The following is a 17,539-nucleotide window of genomic DNA, read 5'->3' on the forward strand; positions in this document are numbered from 1 at the left end:
CCCGCTAAAAATGTAAATGCTTACATTAGAAATTATAGAAGAGAAGCGCGCACGCCATATATGCAAGCTTTTGGATTTTAATAGAAGTTTGTGGCGTAGATGACAAATACATAAGCAAAAAAGCGAAGCTCGCAAATGATACGCAAGCTTCGCCCACCCTTTATTTACTGTTTGACTGATACCATTCGTTTACTTCTTCTTTTATTTTCCCATAGCCAGCTTTGTCGTAATCGTCCAAAAACTTATCATACGAATCTACGGACGCTTCCCCATAAATGATTTTGGTCAGCGTTTCTTTGCGCATTTTATCCAGCATCGCGTTTTTTGTCATCATCGAAGGCGTAACCGGAATGCCGATGATCGGCTTCAATTGTCGTCCTGAGTCGATATCGTCTAACAAGATCTTTGCCGCTTCGAGACTCTTCGCGTCCTCCCCGCCGTATTGTTTCACTTCCATCGGGGTAACCGGTTTTTCTCCGGCAGTAAATTTTCGCAGCATTTCCATCCACGCATCGGGAAGTTGGAAATCTTTCGGAACACTAATCCGTACGGCATCCATATAATTTGGCACCTTGCTCTTGTCATTGGTCGGCTGCCCGTCGACAACAGCCCAATCATAACCTTCTGCCAAGCCATACTCATATTTTGATCCTTTGTCCGGATCCAGATAGTTTTTAAAGAACCAGTTCAAATATTTAATAACGGCTTCAGGATGCTCGATATTGCTCCGAATCATAATATTCACTCCGTTTGTAGGACTTTCCATCGCTACCTTATAGCTGCCGCCCTCTCCGGTCGGGTACGGATATGCCTTGAATTCCGAACCCGCTACATTCTTCTTCAGATCCGGAAACGGCCAGATGGATAACCAGTAGGCTCCAAAAGTAATGCCTGCCTTGCCGCTCGTGAATAGCTCAGCGGCCTTCATATTATCGTAAATTCCGCTGTCTTGCGGGAAATATCCTTTCTTCATCCATTGCTGCAGTCTACCGAGACCGCCTTTCGCCTCCGGTGTAAGCAAAGGCTGGTACACGGTATTGTCATCCTTCTTTAACCAGACGTTATCAGAGGAGACCACACCGTCTGCCGCAAACGCAAAATCCGTGCTGCCAAGCCACGTGCTGTTCACTCCCATATCTTTTAGCGTTACTGCCAAACCATAAGTGTCTTTTTTCCCGTTGCCGTCAGGATCCTGATTCGTAAAGGCGTCCATAACGGACTCTAGCTCCGATATTGTCGTTGGCGCCTTCAGATTCAATTTTTTCAACCAGTCTTCCCGTATCCACATGACATTGCCCCGGCCAACCATATTAAACATCGGCAGCCCGTATTTTTTGCCTTGAAACGTAACTCCGTTCCAAACTTCCGGATAACTCTCATAGCCCTTTTTCCAATTATCTAAGGCATACTTCTCGAAAACCGTATCTACTTCCTGATATTTGCCGGACTGAACCAACTGGCTCATGAGAAGGGGGTCCGTAATCGCAAGCATATCCGGAAGTTCTTGGTTAGCTGACAGGGCAAGCCTGATTTTCTCCGTCAATTCTGCCGTATTTGAAGCCGTCCACAGATATTTCAGTTTAATATTCAGATCTTCCTCAATCGATTTATCAATGATGTTATTGTCTATGCTCTCGCCTTCTTTAAACTTCACATCTCCCTCTAACACTTTGGCGGTTGTTAACGTGACGGGATTTGCATACTTCGTGAGAGAGCCATCGTTAGAATTCGTTTCAGTTTGGTTGTTTTCTGTCTTTGCATTTCCCGGCTGGCGTGAATTTGTGCTAGTGTTGCTACACGCGGATAATGCAGCAAGCGTAACCGTAAGAACCGCAAGCGCAAGTTTTTTGTTTCTTGCTTTCATTTTTAACCCTCCTGATTATTTAGGACTTTTGTTCTTGCCCTTTCATCTTAAATAATGAAGGCGGCATTAGATATGCAACTTTTTCGAGATTGATAGGAATTTATCGTGTTGTTGAACCGTAGTGGTTTCTTATCCATTTCATGCTGGTTGCGATACTTGCGAGAGGCTCGTCCTGACATTCATCCTGTTCGACGATCAGCCACTGGACACCAGATTCTATAGAGGCATCTACAATGGGGTTCAGCTTGACTTCACCTTGCCCAAGCTCTACCGTTATTACTTGTCCATCGTTACTTCTCCGCATATCTTTCAAGTGTACCAATGGCATCCGATCCTTGTATTGCCTAATAACCGCGGCCGGGTCAAATCCGGCACGGTATGCCCAACATGAATCCAACTCAGCTTGAAGCAGCTTGTTATCCACGTTCTCAAACAAATGATCAAACATGGTTTTATCATCTAGTTGAATAGTAAACTCAAATTCATGATTGTGATACAGCAGCTGCATATCGGATTCGGCACATTTCTGACCCATCGTTTTTAGATTAGCGTAAAATTTCTCGCGTTCTTTATCTTCTTTAAACTTATTTCCGTCGTAATAAGGAATAATGAGATTTCGATTTCCTATCCTTTTGTTATACGCGATTTCTTCATCCAGCGATGTTAACGCTCTCTCATACCTGACGTGACTGCCTGCAGCCTCCATTCCCAAACGATCTAACAGTTCTTTTAATCCATTGGCCTCCATTCCACCGTAGCCTGCAAACTCTACTCCTTCATAGCCAAGCGCGGCTACCTTCTCCAAGGTTCCTTTAAAGTCATGTACTGTCAGGTCTCTCAATGTGTACAATTGGATTCCAAATTTAATATTCATCTTTTATCCCGCCTCCCGATTAATCTCCAATGATATGTAGCATCCACTCATTCCCTACCCTATCATTAGCCTATTAGCCCCTGTAACAATGAAGATCTGTTGCATCGCTCTCATTATGGCAGGGAAATCTCTCGCTTCCTATAAAATAAAATAGTTATACATACCTTTTTATTAACTAAATAGGGATGACAATCTCAAGCAGAAAGGAGATCCATGAGTTGCGGGCGGCGATACACATTTAGCTGGATTGCCGAACAAGTTGGATATGCATCCCGAGGCGTTCTCATCGCATTTTAAAAAATGGCACGGAACAACACCCAGCGCTTATCGGGCGCGAACACAAAAAAATTAGAATGGAGGGCGGCTTTTTAAACTTCCCTCCATTTTCGTCCTTAATAGCCTTTGAATGTTTAACGATGGCGGGATTCCGTGTACTAACTAGCAAAAGCCATAAAAGGAGAGATGTACATGTCCCGTTACTCAAGTACTAAGCGTATTGAAGGAAAAGTTGCCCTTATAACCGGTGCCGGTGCCGGCATCGGACGAGCTGCCGCGATCCGGTTCGCAGAGGAAGGCGCGAATCTTGTTCTGCTTGACCGGGACCGGCAGACGCTGGCCGTCGTCTGCCGCGAGGCTGAAGCGTTCGGAGCCAAGTCCATCGCCGTCGAAGCCGACATTTCGGACGAGCATTCGATGGCCGAAGCATACGGCAAGGCGATCTCCGCTTTCGGGCAGCTGGATATCGTTTTTGCCAACGCGGGCATTAACGGCACCATATCCCCCATTGAGCATATGAGCAAAGAAGAATGGGAAGCCACGATCAACGTAAATCTGACCGGGACATTCCTGACCGTCAAGCACGCGATCCCGCTTTTGAAGGAGAAAGGCGGCAGTATTATCATAACGAGCTCCATCAACGGCAACCGCGTGTTCTCGAATTTCGGCTTCAGCGCCTACAGCAGCTCGAAGGCCGGCCAGACCGCTTTTACGCGCATGGCAGCCCTGGAACTGGCGGAATACGGCATCCGGGTCAATGCGATTTGTCCGGGGGCCATCTCGACGAACATCGATCAATCCACAAAGCCCAAGCCGGAGCTTGAAGAGATTCGGATCCCCGTGGAGTTCCCGGAAGGCGGCCATCCGCTTGAGGATGGGCCCGGGCAGCCTGCGCAGGTTGCGAATCTCGTCCTGTTTCTAGCTTCGGACGAGGCAAGCCATATTACCGGGACCTCAGTCTATATTGACGGTGCAGAGTCGCTACTTCGCGGTTAATTAGGATTGAATGGAGTGCAAAGAAAAGGAGATGACCCGTTTTGCAAAAAGAAAGCATCTATCATTCCCCCAGCCACAGATGGGCGTATGCCTACGATCCGGAAACGTTCCATCTTCGTCTTAAAACCAAACGCGGCGATGTCGAGCGGGTTGTTGCAATCGCAGGAGATAAATATGATTGGGATCATCATTACCAGGAAGTCGAAATGGATCTCATTGCGGCCGATGGCCTGCATGATTATTGGGAAGCCGTTATCCGGCCGGAATTCAAACGATTCAGCTACGGCTTCCGGCTGCATAGCGGTGAAGAAACAATCTGGCTGACGGAAGACGGCTTCTCCGAGGAGGAGCCTACGCCGGCTGGCGGTTATTTCGAAGCGCATTACATTCATTCCATAGATTTGTTCGAAGCCCCAGAATGGGCGAAGGAAGCGATCTTTTATCAGATTCTCCCCGATCGCTTCGAGAATGGGGACAAGACAAACGATCCGGAAGGCACTAGCCCATGGGGAGAGCAGCCGGAGGGAGAATCCTTTTTCGGAGGGGATCTGCAAGGGATTATGAACCGCATCGAACACTTGAACGAGCTGGGCGTTAACGCCGTTTATTTGACGCCGGTCTTCCGTTCGCCCTCCAATCATAAATACGACACGATCGATTACCGGGAGGTTGATCCTCATTTCGGGGACAAGGAGCTCCTCAATAAGCTGGTCCAGGTCTGTCATGATCATGGCATTCGCGTGGTGCTGGACGCCGTGTTTAACCATGCGAGCGAACAGTTCTCTCCTTTCCAGGATGTACTGGAGAAGGGCGAGCAATCGGGATATAAAGACTGGTTCCATCTAAACGGCTTCCCCGTAGAGGTTCAGGACGGCATACCGAACTATGATACCTTCGGCTTCTATGGCAATATGCCCAAGCTGAATACAGCCAATCCGGATGTGAAAAAATATCTGATCGAAATCGCGGTGAACTGGATGAAAGAAACGGGAATCGACGGCTGGCGGCTGGATGTGGCGAACGAAATCGACCATCACTTCTGGCGCGATTTCCGTACGGCCATTAAGGATGCTAATAAAGAAGCCTTTATTGTTGGGGAAGTATGGAGCGATTCGTTGCGCTGGCTTCTAGGCGACCAGTTCGATTCGGTTATGAACTATCCGTATACGGAGCTGGTGCTCAGCTTTTTCGCCGACCGTACCCTCTCGCCGGCCCGATTCGCGGAGAAAATGAACCGGCTGCTTATGCGGTATCCTCAGCAGACGAACGAGACCTTGTTCAATCTGCTGTCGAGCCATGATATCCCGCGCGTTATGACCCGATGCGGCGGCGATACCAAGCGCCTGAAGCAAGCGGTCGTTTATATGATGACCTCCATGGGTTTGCCATGCGTTTATTACGGCGATGAATTTGGCATGGAAGGCGGGGAGGATCCGGATTGCCGCAGATGCATGGTATGGAATGAGGAGGAGCAGAACCGGGAGCTGTTTGATTTCTACAAGCTGCTAATCGCGCTAAGGAAGGAACGTGCCGCCCTTCGGAGCGGCCGTTTCCGCATCCTGTTGGCGGCAGAAGACAGCGGCTCGCTTATTTACGAGCGGCTGGACGGCAAGGAGCATTTCACGATTTGGATGAACCGATCGGATGAGCCGGCCGAGCTGTCGCATCCGATGAACGAAGGCGGATGGCGCGATGCCTTAACCGATGAGCCGATCGACAACCCTGACGGCCAGCTTGTTATCGGGCTCGAGCCTAACGGCTACCGGATTGTCTGGCGTAAAATCGAATAAATACAAATGGGGTGCCGGAAGAATCCGGCCCCCTATTTATTATGGCAAAAGCTCCTCGTATAACTCCTTGTATTGCCGCGCCGAACGGCTCCAGCTGTAATCTCCCTGCAAAGCACGGTTTAACAGCTTTTGGCGAACCTCCTGGTCCCTCCACAGGGCTAAAGCCCTTCGTACCGTGTATAGCATGTCCCAACTGTTATAGGGGGCAAAAGAAAACCCGTTGCCCTCCCCCGTGTATTCATTATAGCTATGCACCGTATCGCGCAGGCCTCCCGTCTCCCGTACAATTGGCAGGCTGCCGTAGCGCAAAGCAAGCAGCTGGCTGATTCCGCAAGGCTCGAACTGCGACGGCATCAGAAATAAATCCGAGCCGGCATAAATCCGGCGGGCGAGACCGTCGTCAAAGCCGATATAAGAGACAACCCTTCCTTTGTGACGATGCTCTGCTTCGCGGAACAGATGCTCCAGATGCGGATCCCCCGTTCCAAGCAAGGCAAGCTGGACATTTTCGGTATACATCAGCTCGTCCAGCCGCTCCAGTACAAGCGGAAGCCCTTTCTGATCCGTCAGCCGGCCAACCATGCCGATTAGCGGAACTTCAACATCCTCGCGCAGGCCAAGCTCCCACTGGAGAGCGGTTTTGCAGACAAGCTTGGCCTCCGGGGAAGAAGCCGAGTATCGGGCCTGCAGCTGCGTATCGGATGCCGGATTGTACAATACGTCGTCAATTCCGTTAACGATGCCGACCAGGCTGTCCCCTCTGCCGCGCAGCGTGCCCTCCATCCCGCAGCCGTATTCCGGCGTCGTAATCTCCCAAGCGTATGAAGGGCTAACGGTTGTAACCCGGTCAGACAGCTGGATGCCGGCCTTCATAAAGCTGACCGATCCGTGAAACTCCACATGATCATACGTAAAATAATGAGGCGGCAAGCCAAACAAATCGCCTAATACATGCGGCGGGTAATTGCCCTGATACTGCAGGTTATGAATGGTGAATACGGTCTTAATGCCCGCGTATTCCTGGCGCCAGCTGTAATGGTGGCGCAGCAGCGCCGGAATCATGCCGGTATGCCAGTCATGGCCATGGATGAAATCCGGCCAGTACCCGATTGCGGGGAGGGCCTCCAGCGCCGCACGGCACAGGAAGGCAAAGCGCTCCCCGTCATCGTCATGGCCGTACGCGGACCCTCTTTTGAAATACTGTTCATTATCGAGAAAATAATAGATAATGCCGTCTTGCTCCAGCTCTCTGATTCCGCAATACGCGTACCGCCAGCCGACCGATACCCGAATCTCTGCAATGGTTTTCATCCGCGAGCGGTAGCGCTCCGGTATGGAAGTGTAGAGCGGCAGCATGACGCGCGCTTCAACTCCTAACGGCTTAAGTGCGGCAGGCAGCGCGCCAAGCACATCTCCTAGCCCGCCAGTCTTCAGAAACGGGGCGCATTCCGCCCCCACGAACAATACCTTCAAGTTCCCTCTCCCCTTTGCTTCCAGCTTCTATACCATTGCAGTCCGTTCCCTCTGCCGGCTTATGCGCTTGCTGCCCGGTACCGGAAGAGCAAGCTCCTTATGCAGGGATTGCGGCTCCTGCTCCAGGCGGACGGCAGCCCGCGATTCCTTTTCCCGCTTCAATATAACGACCGAGAGCGGCGGAAGCGGAAGCTCAATGCTATGCTTGCGGCCATGCCAGACAACAGGCTCCGACCGGAAGACTGCCCCTTCCGCGGCTTCTTGTTCCTTGAACCCGAACCCTCCGTAAGCAGCGCTGTCGCTGTTCAGCAATATTTTATAGCCGCCTTGGCTCGGGACTCCTATCCGGTACCGCGTATGGGCGATCGTATGAAAATTGCAGAGGACGATTAGCGATTCCCCATTCGCTCTGCCTTTGCGCCTGTACACGATAACGCTTTGTTCTTCGTCCCGGAAGTCGATCCACTCGAAGCCCTTCGGCGAGGAGTCTAGCTGCCATAACGATCGCTGCTCTATATATAAACGATTCAATGTGCGGACAAAGTCGTGCAGCTTCCGGTGCTGCTCATATTCGAGCAGCAGCCAGTCCAGCTCCGCCTCATCGCGCCATTCGATAAACTGGCCGAATTCGCCGCCCATAAACAGCAGCTTTTTGCCCGGGTGGGTCATCATATAGCCAAGCAGCAGGCGCAGACCCGAGAACTTCTCCTCGTAGCTGCCCGGCATTTTGTCCAGCAAGGATTTCTTTCCGTGAACGACCTCATCATGGGACAACGGCAGCGTATACCTCTCGTCAAAGGCATACCAGATCGGGAACGTCAGCAGCCCGTGATGGCTGCGTCTTTCCTCAGGCCGATGGGCAAAATATTTCAGCGTATCGTTCATCCAGCCCATATTCCATTTATGGGTGAAGCCTAGCCCTCCCTGCTCCGGCGGAACCGTCACGCCCGGAAAAGCATGCGATTCCTCCGCCATCATAAGCGCATGGGGAAATTGCGTCCGTACTACCGTATTCAACTTCCGCAAAAAGGCTGTCGCTTCCAGATCCTCTCTGCCGCCATGCCGGTTCGGCCGCCACCGCCCATCCGGACGGTCGAAGTTACGGAGCAGCATGCTTGTGATCGCGTCTACCCGAAAACCGTCAATATGGTATACGTCCAGCCAGAACAATGCGTTTGAGATGAGAAAACCGCATACTTCCGGCTTTTCGTAATCAAAGGCAAGGGTCCCCCATTGCTCTTTCTCGGCAATTAGCGGATCCGCATTCTCATACAGGGGGCTGCCGTCAAAAAGACGAAGTCCATGCGCATCCTTCGCAAAATGGCCCGGAACCCAATCCAGAATGACGCCAAGCCCCAGGCTATGACAACGGTCTACAAAAGCCATCAGCTGGTGCGGCTCTCCATAACGGCTTGTTGCGGCGAAATAGCCTGTCCCCTGATAACCCCAGGAGCGGTCGTACGGATGCTCCGCCAAGGGCATCAACTCAATATGGGTGTATCCCATCTCCGCCGCATAAGCGGGCAGCTCTTCCGCCAGCTCTTCATACGTATACAGCCGCCCATCCTTATGCTGCCTCCAAGTACCGGCATGTACCTCGTAAATATTTATAGGCTGGCCAAACAGCGGCTTGCGTCCACGAAGCCAGCTCTTGTCCTGCCATTCATAGCCATCTAATGAGTAGATGACCGACGCGGTGCGCGGCCGCACTTCAGCCTTAAAAGCATAAGGGTCCGCCTTTAGCTGCCTGCCTCCCGCCTCTGTCTCTATATCGTATTTATACAAATCTCCATCGCCAAACCCTTCGATAAACCCGCTCCATATCCCGGACTCTCCGTTTTTCTCAAGCTCGTAGCCAGCTTCCTTGAACCCGTTCCAGCTATTGCGGTCCGAAGCTACGGCAAGACGTCTCGCGTTTGGTGCCCATACCGTGAAACGAACGCCGCTGCGTCCTTTTTCCACCGCTAAGTGAGCGCCCATCTTCCGATAGCTGCTCAGCCATGTTCCTTCTTGAAATTGATAAATATCGTCTGCGCTAAGCTTGATGCTTCGTTTCAATATTTCCAACCTCCTAAAAAGAATTGACGCCTGCTTTTGGCGGCAATTCTTTACTTCGTAAGCGTGTGCTTAGAAATGTCACATGCTTTTTGTGGCATTTCTTGCTTCGTAAGCCAAAAAACACATTTCAGAATGTTTAATACCCGCTAATAGCTTTATAGAAACAGCTGTTTCAAAGGCAGAGGCTCCGGTGTAAGCAGATGTTACAAGGACACTATCGATTATACCATCCTAATACGAGAAAGCTTGGAGGAATATAGAATGACACAGATGAATTGCATGGCGATGCTGCTGGCAGGCGGCGAAGGCAAACGGCTTGCACCACTTACATCGGCGCTGGCCAAGCCGGTTGTACCGTTCGGGGAACAATATCGTATGATTGATTTCCCGCTTAGCAATTGCATGAATTCGGGAATTCGCCGGATTGGCGTGCTGACCCAGTTTTGCGCGGACACGGTTCACCGTCATATCGGAGGCGGCGAGGCATGGCTGTATGCCGTGCAGCCTGGACAACCGGGCGAAATCGCGCTGCTGCCCGCTTCCGACGCTTCCCCGAACGGATGTTATACCGGTACGGCTGATGCCATTTATCGAAATTTAAGCTATATTGAGCAGCACAATCCGGAGCATGTTCTTATCCTATCCGGCGACCATATCTATCAAATGGATTACCGGCCGATGCTGGAGGCGCATGCCAAGAGCGGCGCAGCCGCTACGATTGCGGTCAAACGCGTCCCTTGGCAAGAAGCAAGCCGCTTTGGCATTTTGAATACCAACGAAGATTATAGCGTGGTTGAATTTGAAGAAAAGCCTGCCCGTCCAAGAAGCAACCTGGCTTCCATGGGCATTTATATGTTCCGTACCGACAAGCTGAAGGAGGTGTTGCTGAAAGACGCCGGTAACACCTCTTCCAGCCATGACTTCGGCAAGGATATTATTCCGATGCTGCTGCAGGATGGAGCAAGCCTGACGGCTTACCCTTATGAAGGCTACTGGCGTGATGTCGGTACCGTCGACAGCCTGTGGGAAGCGCATATGGAGCTGATCGACGGCACGCTGCGCCTATCTGAGCCGCATTGGCCCCTATATGGCAGCAGTCTAAAGCGCCCATGCCGCATACGCCCTAATCTCCGAAGCCTATCCGCCGAGCGGGACAGCATCGTTCATGACAATTGCCGAATGGAAGGCAGCGCGCAGCGATCCGTTATCAGCGAAGGCACCGATGTTGGGAAAGGCAGTATCATTTACGAGAGCATTATCATGCCGGGCGCGCGGATCGGCAGAAATGTCCGCATTCATAAGGCGATAATCGGAGAAAACGCGGTAATCGAAGACGGCGCGGTTATAGGCGCCCCTCAGACGGAGCAAATTGCCGTTATCGGTCCGGGCGAGCGAGTCGCTTCCGGACGCAAGACAGCCACTTCAGCAAGCCGCGAGACTCTTGCCGCTTTGCTGGCCGGACGCGAGCTCTACAAAGATAACGCATTAAGCTATTAGTGGAATGGCGTTATGACGCGCCAAATAGGAAAGGTATAGACTCAAAGTCCATGAAGATGGGCGTAAAATAAGGCGGGGATCCTCGCTATTTCGTTTTTACAACTCCCCCAAGCGCATAATTAAGGCGGAAACACTCACTCTTGGTGAGCATTTCCGCCTTGTTTGAAAGGAGTATCCATCACAGCCTATAACAGGCTATCTTAGGCAAATCCTATTGCCCCGCTGCCCACTCCGTTTCGCGTTTCTCGGCCGCGGCAAGCTGCTTTTTATATACCGATGCGGACAGCAATACGCTTATCTCGTAGAGGATAATGAGAGGTATCGCGACCAAGCTGTCGGATACGAAATCCGGCGGAGTCACAACGACGCCAATAAAGATCATAAGGAAATAAGCAATCCGTCTCATCTTGCGGAGCCTTACCGGATTAAGAATCTTGATTGCCGTGAGGAACATAATCACTAGCGGCAGCTCGAACAAGAGTGAAATCGGTATCAAAATATTAAACATAAAGGAGAAGTATTGCGTAATCCCAATCGTTTCTTCCAGATTAAGATTCGCCGAAACTTTTCGCGTAAAATGAAAGGCCAGCGGGAAAACGACAAAATACGAGAACGCCAGTCCAACCAGGAACATAATCAGCGCAAACGGTATGTATTTGAGCGTTGCCCGTTGTTCATTTGGCTTAAGCGCAGGCTTCACAAAAGCCCACAGCTGATAGGCCGTGAACGGAATAGCAAGCAAAAGTGCGATGACAAAGGCAAATTTCATATAAATGCCGATGCCGTCCCACAACGAGAACGCATGCAGCTGCAAGCCTTTAGCCGGCTCCTGCTCCATCAGGAAGTTATAGGCCGGTTCGGCAATAACGAGTCCGATAATAAGGCCTGCAACGATGACAATCAGCATATAAATAATCCGCTTCCGCAGCTCGCCAAGATGCTCGAACAGCGGCATCAAGCCTTCTTCGCGAATTCGGGCCCGGTCAAAACTCTGTCCGGAAGCCTTGTCTTGTGATGTACTCATCTTTAATAGCCCCCTTTCAGCAAAAAAGCGGGCCCGGTTAGTCCGGAAGCCGCTTATTATCCACTTCGATATTTTCCGTACGGTTCACTTCAACCCGTTTGTTGTCTTTCTCATCATCCATCATATCTCTTGCGCCTGCTTTAAACTCCCTCAGCGTGCGTCCAAATGCGCGTCCCAGCTCTGGCAGCTTGTTTGGTCCAAACAGCAGCAAAGCGACAATTGCGAGCAAAATAAATCCTGTTGCGCCAATACCCGACATCCTCGATCTTCCTCCTCATCGTTATACGCTTATGTATTCCACTAACCGTTGTTCAAACCGCCATATCCCATACGGACAATGTCTTCTCTCACGATAGTCTGACCAGCTAATATACGAGGCAGCAGTACATCGAAGGAAGTATACGGATCATGCATGACGCAGCCCGGCAATCCCATAATCGGCACGCCGTTCAAATAACCCATAAGCAGCATCGAGCCCGGCAGCATTGGCGTGCCGTAGCTGACAATATCCGCCCCGGACGCTTTGATTGCGCCTGGTGTCCGGTCATCAGGATCAACCGACATTCCGCCGGTCACTAGTATCATATCATAACGCTGCTCTAGCAAATAGTGTATTTCCTTGACAATTATTTGTCGGTCATCCGGCGCAAAACGCTGCTCGGCAACTTCCGAGCCAAATGCCTCCAGCTTGGAACGGACGGCCGGACCGAACTTATCCTGAATACGTCCGGAAAACACTTCGCCTCCGGTTGTTAGAAGGCCCGCCCGCAGCTTGCGGAAAGGAACAACCCGCAGAGGAGCTTGTCCGTCATGAGCGGCTCTATATTCGGCGGCAAGTCTCTCTACCTCTTCAACCTTTGCCTTAGGCACGGTAAGGGGAATCGCCCTTGTTGCGGCGAGCGGCCGCCCTTCCTGTACGACGCTATTCGTCTTTACCGTCGCGAGAGCAATCTCTCCAAGCTCATTAATCGCTTCCACAAGAGTCTGGTCTACTACCGCAAGTCCTTGTAAAGAAGCTTTCAAGCTGACCTTGCCTTCATGCGGCTCGGACAGCCCAATTCCTTCTCCGGCAAGCGCCTTTGCCATCCGGTTGGCCGCATCATCCTCGTGAAGCTCGCTCTCGCCCAGCTCCATAATATAGATATGCTCCTTGCCGATATCCAGCAGGCTTGGAATATCCGCTTCCGTAATGACATGCCCCTTCTTGAACAAACGTCCTTTGAACTGTCCGGGTATGATCTGCGTAAGATCATGGGCAAGCCGCAGACCAACCGCATCCCGTACCGGAACTTCCTTCAGTATCGTGTCCGTTCCGCTCATTCGTGATCTCCATGCGTGCCGGTGATAATCTCCAAGGCATGAGGCAGCTGATCCATAATCGCCATCAGGCTTTCATGGACACCCTTCGGGCTGCCGGGCAGATTAATAATCAGCGCTTGTCCGCGAATACCGCATACTCCGCGGGAGAGCATGGCACGGCGGGTCTTCTGCAGGGCTCCCATCCGCATTGCTTCCGAAATACCGGGTACAAGGCGGTCAACCACCTTAAGAGTTGCTTCAGGCGTTACATCCCTTTGCGCCAGACCGGTTCCGCCCGTCGTTAAGACCAGATCTGCCTGATAATATCCGGTCATCTCGATAATGGCCGCCATGATCTCATCCTGTTCGTCAGGCACGATCCGGTAATCGACAATCTCTCCGCCCAGTTCTTCCTCTACCAGCTCGCGAATAACCTGTGCGCTAGTATCTTCACGTTCCCCGCGCGAGCCTTTGTCACTTGCCGTCAATATCGCTACTTTCCACCGCATCTATTATTCCCTCCCATCCCTTATCCGTTCATGGGTTGTCAATCCGATAGTTTCCGTTTTTGCCCCCGGTCTTCTCAATCAGGTACGTAGGACCGATGACCATATCCTTCTGCAGCGCCTTGCACATATCGTACACGGTAAGCGCAGCGGCAGATACAGCCGTTAAAGCTTCCATCTCCACGCCTGTCTTGCCGGTTGTCTTGACCGTTGCTTCAATATACAGTTCATCTTGTCCGTTATCCCCGAAGGTTACGTTAACGCCTGTCAACGGAAGCGGATGGCACATCGGAATCCAATCCGATGTTTTCTTCGCGGCCATAATCGCGGCTACCTGCGAAACGGCCAGCACATCCCCTTTGCCGATGCTGCCCTCCTTAATGCGGGCCAGCGTACCTGGGTTCATCTTCACTTGAGTACGGGCGGTTGCCGTTCTCGCCGTTATTTCCTTATCGCTGACGTCCACCATCCGCGCCCGGCCTTGCTCGTTAAAATGCGTCAGTTCCATTAGCCGTCACTCCAAACTCTTGCTGATAGCTCCGTTACAATACCGTCCATTCGCCTGTCATGGGCCTGCATTGGAATATCTTCCACAAGCTGATCTTCAAACGCGAGGCCAAGCCAGGTCACATCCGCCCGTTCACGCCCCAGACGCTCCGCAAAGCGGTCATAATATCCGCCCCCATAGCCGAGACGTCCGCCTTTTTGGTCAAAAGCGATCCCCGGCGTAACGACGAGACCCGGCCGATAGGAATCCGGAAGCGCCGGACATCGATCCGGGTCGGGCTCCAGGATGCCGTATGCTCCTGCCATGAGTCCGCTCCAGCTGCCCAGTTTATGCAAAGTCATTGACCGGTCCGCCGGATAACATTTCGGAACAACAACCTCCGCTCCTGTCCTCCAGCCCCACTCAATCAACGAACGGGTATTCAATTCGGAACGGAACGGCACATAACACATAAAGCTTGTCACTCCGCGATCCATCATCCAATTCGCTAAATGCCGGCATGCCGCCTCCGACCGGATGATGCGCTCTTCAAGGGGAATGCCGTCACGCAGCTTTGTGATGGCCTTTCGCAGCGCCCCTTTGTCCAGCGGCATCCCGTTTGATTGTTCATTCATCGTTCCCCGGCTCAGCCTTCCCATACATGCTTTTTGTTTAATTGTAGTTTACCATTGTTATGCAACTTTCGCCAATGGCGACTGGTAATATATAATGGAACGGAAAAGCCTGTCATTATTTGTTGGAGGTATTATTCATGCTGCTTCAATTATCCAATATCAGTAAAAATTATGGCATAGACGTCATCTTATCCGATATATCGATGCAAGTCTTGGAACGCGAACGGGTAGGACTTGTAGGCGTAAACGGCGCCGGCAAATCGACTTTGCTCAAAATTATCGCGGGTGAGCTCTCTTACGACTCCGGAGCCATTCATAAAGCCAAGGAAACACGGATCGGCTATCTGGCCCAGAACAGCGGTCTTCAATCGAACCGCACGATCATAGAGGAAATGCGCGCCGTATTCTCCCATCTGATCGAAGCCGAACAAGAGCTTCGCGAGCTGGAGCAGCAAATCGCCGACCCGGCTCTTCATGACAATCCCAAGCGTTACGAGGATGTGCTCAACCGTTATTCCCGCAAGTCAGACTGGTTCCGAGAGCAAGGCGGCTTCGAGATCAACACCCGCATTAACAGCGTCCTTCACGGCATGGGCTTCGGCAGCTTCCCGCCGGACACGCTGATCAGCACGTTAAGCGGCGGTCAGAAGACCCGCCTTGCGCTTGCCCGCATTCTGCTGCAGGCACCGGATCTGCTCATGCTCGACGAGCCTACCAACTATCTGGACATTCCTACGCTGACCTGGCTAGAGGGTTATCTTCGCAGCTATTCCGGCGCGATTCTGGTCGTCTCCCATGACCGTTACTTCCTCGATGCGCTTGTTACAACCATCGTAGAAATCGAACGGCATGCCGCCAGACGCTACACGGGCAACTACAGCCGGTACATAGAGCTGAAGGCTGCCGAATACGAAGCGGACATGAAGCAATACGAGAAGCAGCAGGAGGAAATCGCCAAGATGGAGCAGTTCATCCAGCGCAATATCGTCCGTGCTTCCACAACCAAGCGGGCTCAAAGCCGGCGTAAAGCGCTCGAGAAAATGGATGTGCTCGACAAGCCGCTTGGCGACTTGAAGAAAGCCCGCTTTGCCTTCGAGATCGAGCGCCAGACGGGCAAAGACGTGCTGGATGTCGCCGACCTGTCCGTCAAGTTTCCGGAGAAGGACCGCCAGCTGTTCCAGCACGTATCCTTCAAGCTGTCCCGCAGTGAAACCGTTGCCCTCATCGGACCAAACGGGATTGGCAAGTCAACGCTGTTAAAAGTATTGGTTGGACAAAGACAACCGCAGACCGGCACCGTCCGTTGGGGCTCGAACGTCAAGCTTGGATATTATGACCAGGAGCAGACCGGACTAACTCCGTCCAATACGGTGCTCGAAGAAGTATGGGGCACATACCCGCATATGGAGGAAGCCCGCGTGCGTACCGTGCTTGGCAACTTCCTGTTCAGCGGCGAGGATGTCTTGAAGCGTATTTCCTCCCTCAGCGGCGGGGAAAAAGCGCGCGTCTCGCTTGCCAAGCTGATGCTTGAGCAAGCAAACGTCCTTATTCTGGACGAACCTACCAACCATCTGGACCTGTTCAGCAAAGAGGTGCTTGAGTCCGCTCTGCTCGAATATGAAGGAACCTTGCTCTTTATCTCCCATGACCGATATTTCCTTAACAAGATGGCGGAACGTGTAGTCGAGCTCACTCCGACAGGAACCGAGCATTTCCTAGGAAATTATGATGATATGATGGAAAAGAAAGCCGAGCTCGAGGAAGCCCGCCTTGAAGCGGCGGCAAAGCTGGCTAACAAATCCAATCAGCCCGTTGCAGAGGCTCCAACTTCTTACGAAATGGATAAGCAAGCCAAACGGGAAGAACGGAGCCGCCTTCGCAAGCTGGAGCAGCTGGAGCAGGAAATCGCCTCTCTTGAGGAGCAAATTGCCGAATTCGAGGTTCAACTGACCGATCCGGCTATTTTTAACGATTATATGGCCATTCAAGAGATCCAAGCCAAGATTGAAGAGAAACGAACATCGCTTAACGCCGCTTATGAGCAGTGGGAACAACTAAGCGAATAAGAAACAAAGACCTCCCCGCGCATCCATTATGATTGCGCCGGGAGGCTTTTTATTTCTTTTTCCGATCCAAAAACCTGTCCATTACCGCGTAGATGAATCCTGCCAATCCAAACAAAATAAGGGCACTATTTACGTTAAGACCATACCCCTTCACGTAATAGTCATCGCCCAAATCATAAAATTGATCGAATACCCATATTCCTATTATGCCTCCGGCAATGGAATATAAGATGATCCTTGCCGGCCATAGCTTGACTAACCTCGTAAGAAGCAACGTCAAGGGGAAGAACGTAACTACGTACATAACAACGCTGCTGAGCAAGCAAAACATAACGAAGATGCTGCCCATGTTGCGCAGCCCGTAGTATTCCGTAGTCGTAATCTTATTCCCTTCCAGCAATTCCAGACCGATAGCGGCCAGAGTAAATAGGATAATATAGACCGCCCATAACCATATATATTTCATTGCTTTGCCTCCGCCACAAACTCATATTTGCTGATGAGCATATCGGTACCATTATACTTTGTTTTGGTAAAAAAAGATGCTTACGCCATATAGGCGTAAGCATTGAGAGGGAAACCAAAAGTTAGGGTGGTCTTACATAGACAAAACATGGGGATACGATTCTGCGGCTTTCGCGGCAGCTATCCCATATAGGAAGACTTTCACGTTCGCCATTGGCGAATCGCGGGA

The 17,539-nt window shown here is 51.4% G+C and carries 15 protein-coding genes; 4 read left to right on the forward strand and 11 right to left on the reverse strand.

Translation table 11 applies throughout. From position 1 onward, the window contains the following. Positions 1–160 precede the first annotated feature (160 nt). Together WFK81_RS24890 and WFK81_RS24895 are read right to left on the reverse strand one after the other, a co-directional pair. Entirely contained in the window at positions 161–1,864 is a 1,704-nt protein-coding gene (locus WFK81_RS24890; protein WP_336789366.1) for a sugar ABC transporter, read from the reverse strand. Positions 1,865–1,964: 100 nt separating this feature from the next. After that, complete coding sequence (locus WFK81_RS24895) at positions 1,965–2,738, reverse strand: sugar phosphate isomerase/epimerase family protein (protein WP_336789368.1); 774 nt, start codon at positions 2,736–2,738, stop codon at positions 1,965–1,967. Positions 2,739–3,206: 468 nt separating this feature from the next. Here WFK81_RS24895 and WFK81_RS24900 point away from each other — a divergent pair, with 468 nt between their 5' ends. Next, positions 3,207–4,010: an SDR family oxidoreductase gene (locus tag WFK81_RS24900; RefSeq protein ID WP_336789370.1), complete on the forward strand. Its 804-nt coding sequence runs from the start codon at positions 3,207–3,209 to the stop codon at positions 4,008–4,010. 41 nt (positions 4,011–4,051) lie between these two features. After that, positions 4,052–5,800, forward strand: a complete 1,749-nt coding sequence (locus tag WFK81_RS24905) for an alpha-glycosidase (protein ID WP_336789372.1) — start codon at positions 4,052–4,054, stop codon at positions 5,798–5,800. Positions 5,801–5,839: 39 nt separating this feature from the next. Here WFK81_RS24905 and glgA read toward each other — a convergent pair whose 3' ends face one another. Then, positions 5,840–7,273, reverse strand: a complete 1,434-nt coding sequence (gene glgA / locus WFK81_RS24910; protein WP_336789373.1) for a glycogen synthase GlgA — start codon at positions 7,271–7,273, stop codon at positions 5,840–5,842. 27 nt (positions 7,274–7,300) lie between these two features. Further along, positions 7,301–9,331, reverse strand: coding sequence for a 1,4-alpha-glucan branching protein GlgB (gene glgB / locus WFK81_RS24915; RefSeq protein ID WP_336789374.1), 2,031 nt, complete (start codon positions 9,329–9,331; stop codon positions 7,301–7,303). Positions 9,332–9,592: 261 nt separating this feature from the next. Here glgB and WFK81_RS24920 point away from each other — a divergent pair, with 261 nt between their 5' ends. Further along, positions 9,593–10,828, forward strand: coding sequence for a sugar phosphate nucleotidyltransferase (locus WFK81_RS24920; protein WP_336789376.1), 1,236 nt, complete (start codon positions 9,593–9,595; stop codon positions 10,826–10,828). Positions 10,829–11,039: 211 nt separating this feature from the next. Here WFK81_RS24920 and tatC read toward each other — a convergent pair whose 3' ends face one another. The 6 genes from tatC to WFK81_RS24950 are packed head-to-tail and all read right to left on the reverse strand — an operon-like array spanning position 11,040 to position 14,803. Further along, positions 11,040–11,852 (reverse strand): twin-arginine translocase subunit TatC, encoded by an 813-nt coding sequence (tatC, locus tag WFK81_RS24925; protein ID WP_336789378.1) that lies wholly within the window; start codon positions 11,850–11,852, stop codon positions 11,040–11,042. Positions 11,853–11,889: 37 nt separating this feature from the next. Further along, entirely contained in the window at positions 11,890–12,111 is a 222-nt protein-coding gene (locus tag WFK81_RS24930) for a twin-arginine translocase TatA/TatE family subunit (protein ID WP_336789380.1), read from the reverse strand. A 41-nt stretch (positions 12,112–12,152) separates the two neighbouring features. After that, positions 12,153–13,172 (reverse strand): molybdopterin-binding protein, encoded by a 1,020-nt coding sequence (locus WFK81_RS24935; protein ID WP_336789381.1) that lies wholly within the window; start codon positions 13,170–13,172, stop codon positions 12,153–12,155. Continuing rightward, complete coding sequence (locus WFK81_RS24940; protein WP_336789383.1) at positions 13,169–13,660, reverse strand: MogA/MoaB family molybdenum cofactor biosynthesis protein; 492 nt, start codon at positions 13,658–13,660, stop codon at positions 13,169–13,171. The genes WFK81_RS24935 and WFK81_RS24940 overlap by 4 nt, the downstream gene beginning before the upstream one ends. A gap of 28 nt (positions 13,661–13,688) precedes the next feature. Beyond that, complete coding sequence (moaC, locus tag WFK81_RS24945) at positions 13,689–14,165, reverse strand: cyclic pyranopterin monophosphate synthase MoaC (protein WP_336789385.1); 477 nt, start codon at positions 14,163–14,165, stop codon at positions 13,689–13,691. Beyond that, positions 14,165–14,803, reverse strand: a complete 639-nt coding sequence (locus WFK81_RS24950; protein ID WP_336789387.1) for a 5-formyltetrahydrofolate cyclo-ligase — start codon at positions 14,801–14,803, stop codon at positions 14,165–14,167. Before WFK81_RS24950 ends, moaC begins: the two co-directional genes overlap by 1 nt. Before the next feature lie 113 nt (positions 14,804–14,916). On the opposite strand from WFK81_RS24950, the gene WFK81_RS24955 reads away from it, so the two are divergent. Further along, entirely contained in the window at positions 14,917–16,845 is a 1,929-nt protein-coding gene (locus tag WFK81_RS24955; RefSeq protein WP_336789388.1) for an ABC-F family ATP-binding cassette domain-containing protein, read from the forward strand. A 49-nt stretch (positions 16,846–16,894) separates the two neighbouring features. On the opposite strand, the gene WFK81_RS24960 is transcribed toward WFK81_RS24955, so the two are convergent. After that, entirely contained in the window at positions 16,895–17,311 is a 417-nt protein-coding gene (locus WFK81_RS24960; RefSeq protein ID WP_336789390.1) for a hypothetical protein, read from the reverse strand. Positions 17,312–17,539: the final 228 nt, after the last annotated feature.

This window comes from Paenibacillus sp. MMO-177 (assembly GCF_037147795.1).
In the GTDB taxonomy this organism is placed as follows: domain Bacteria; phylum Bacillota; class Bacilli; order Paenibacillales; family Paenibacillaceae; genus Pristimantibacillus.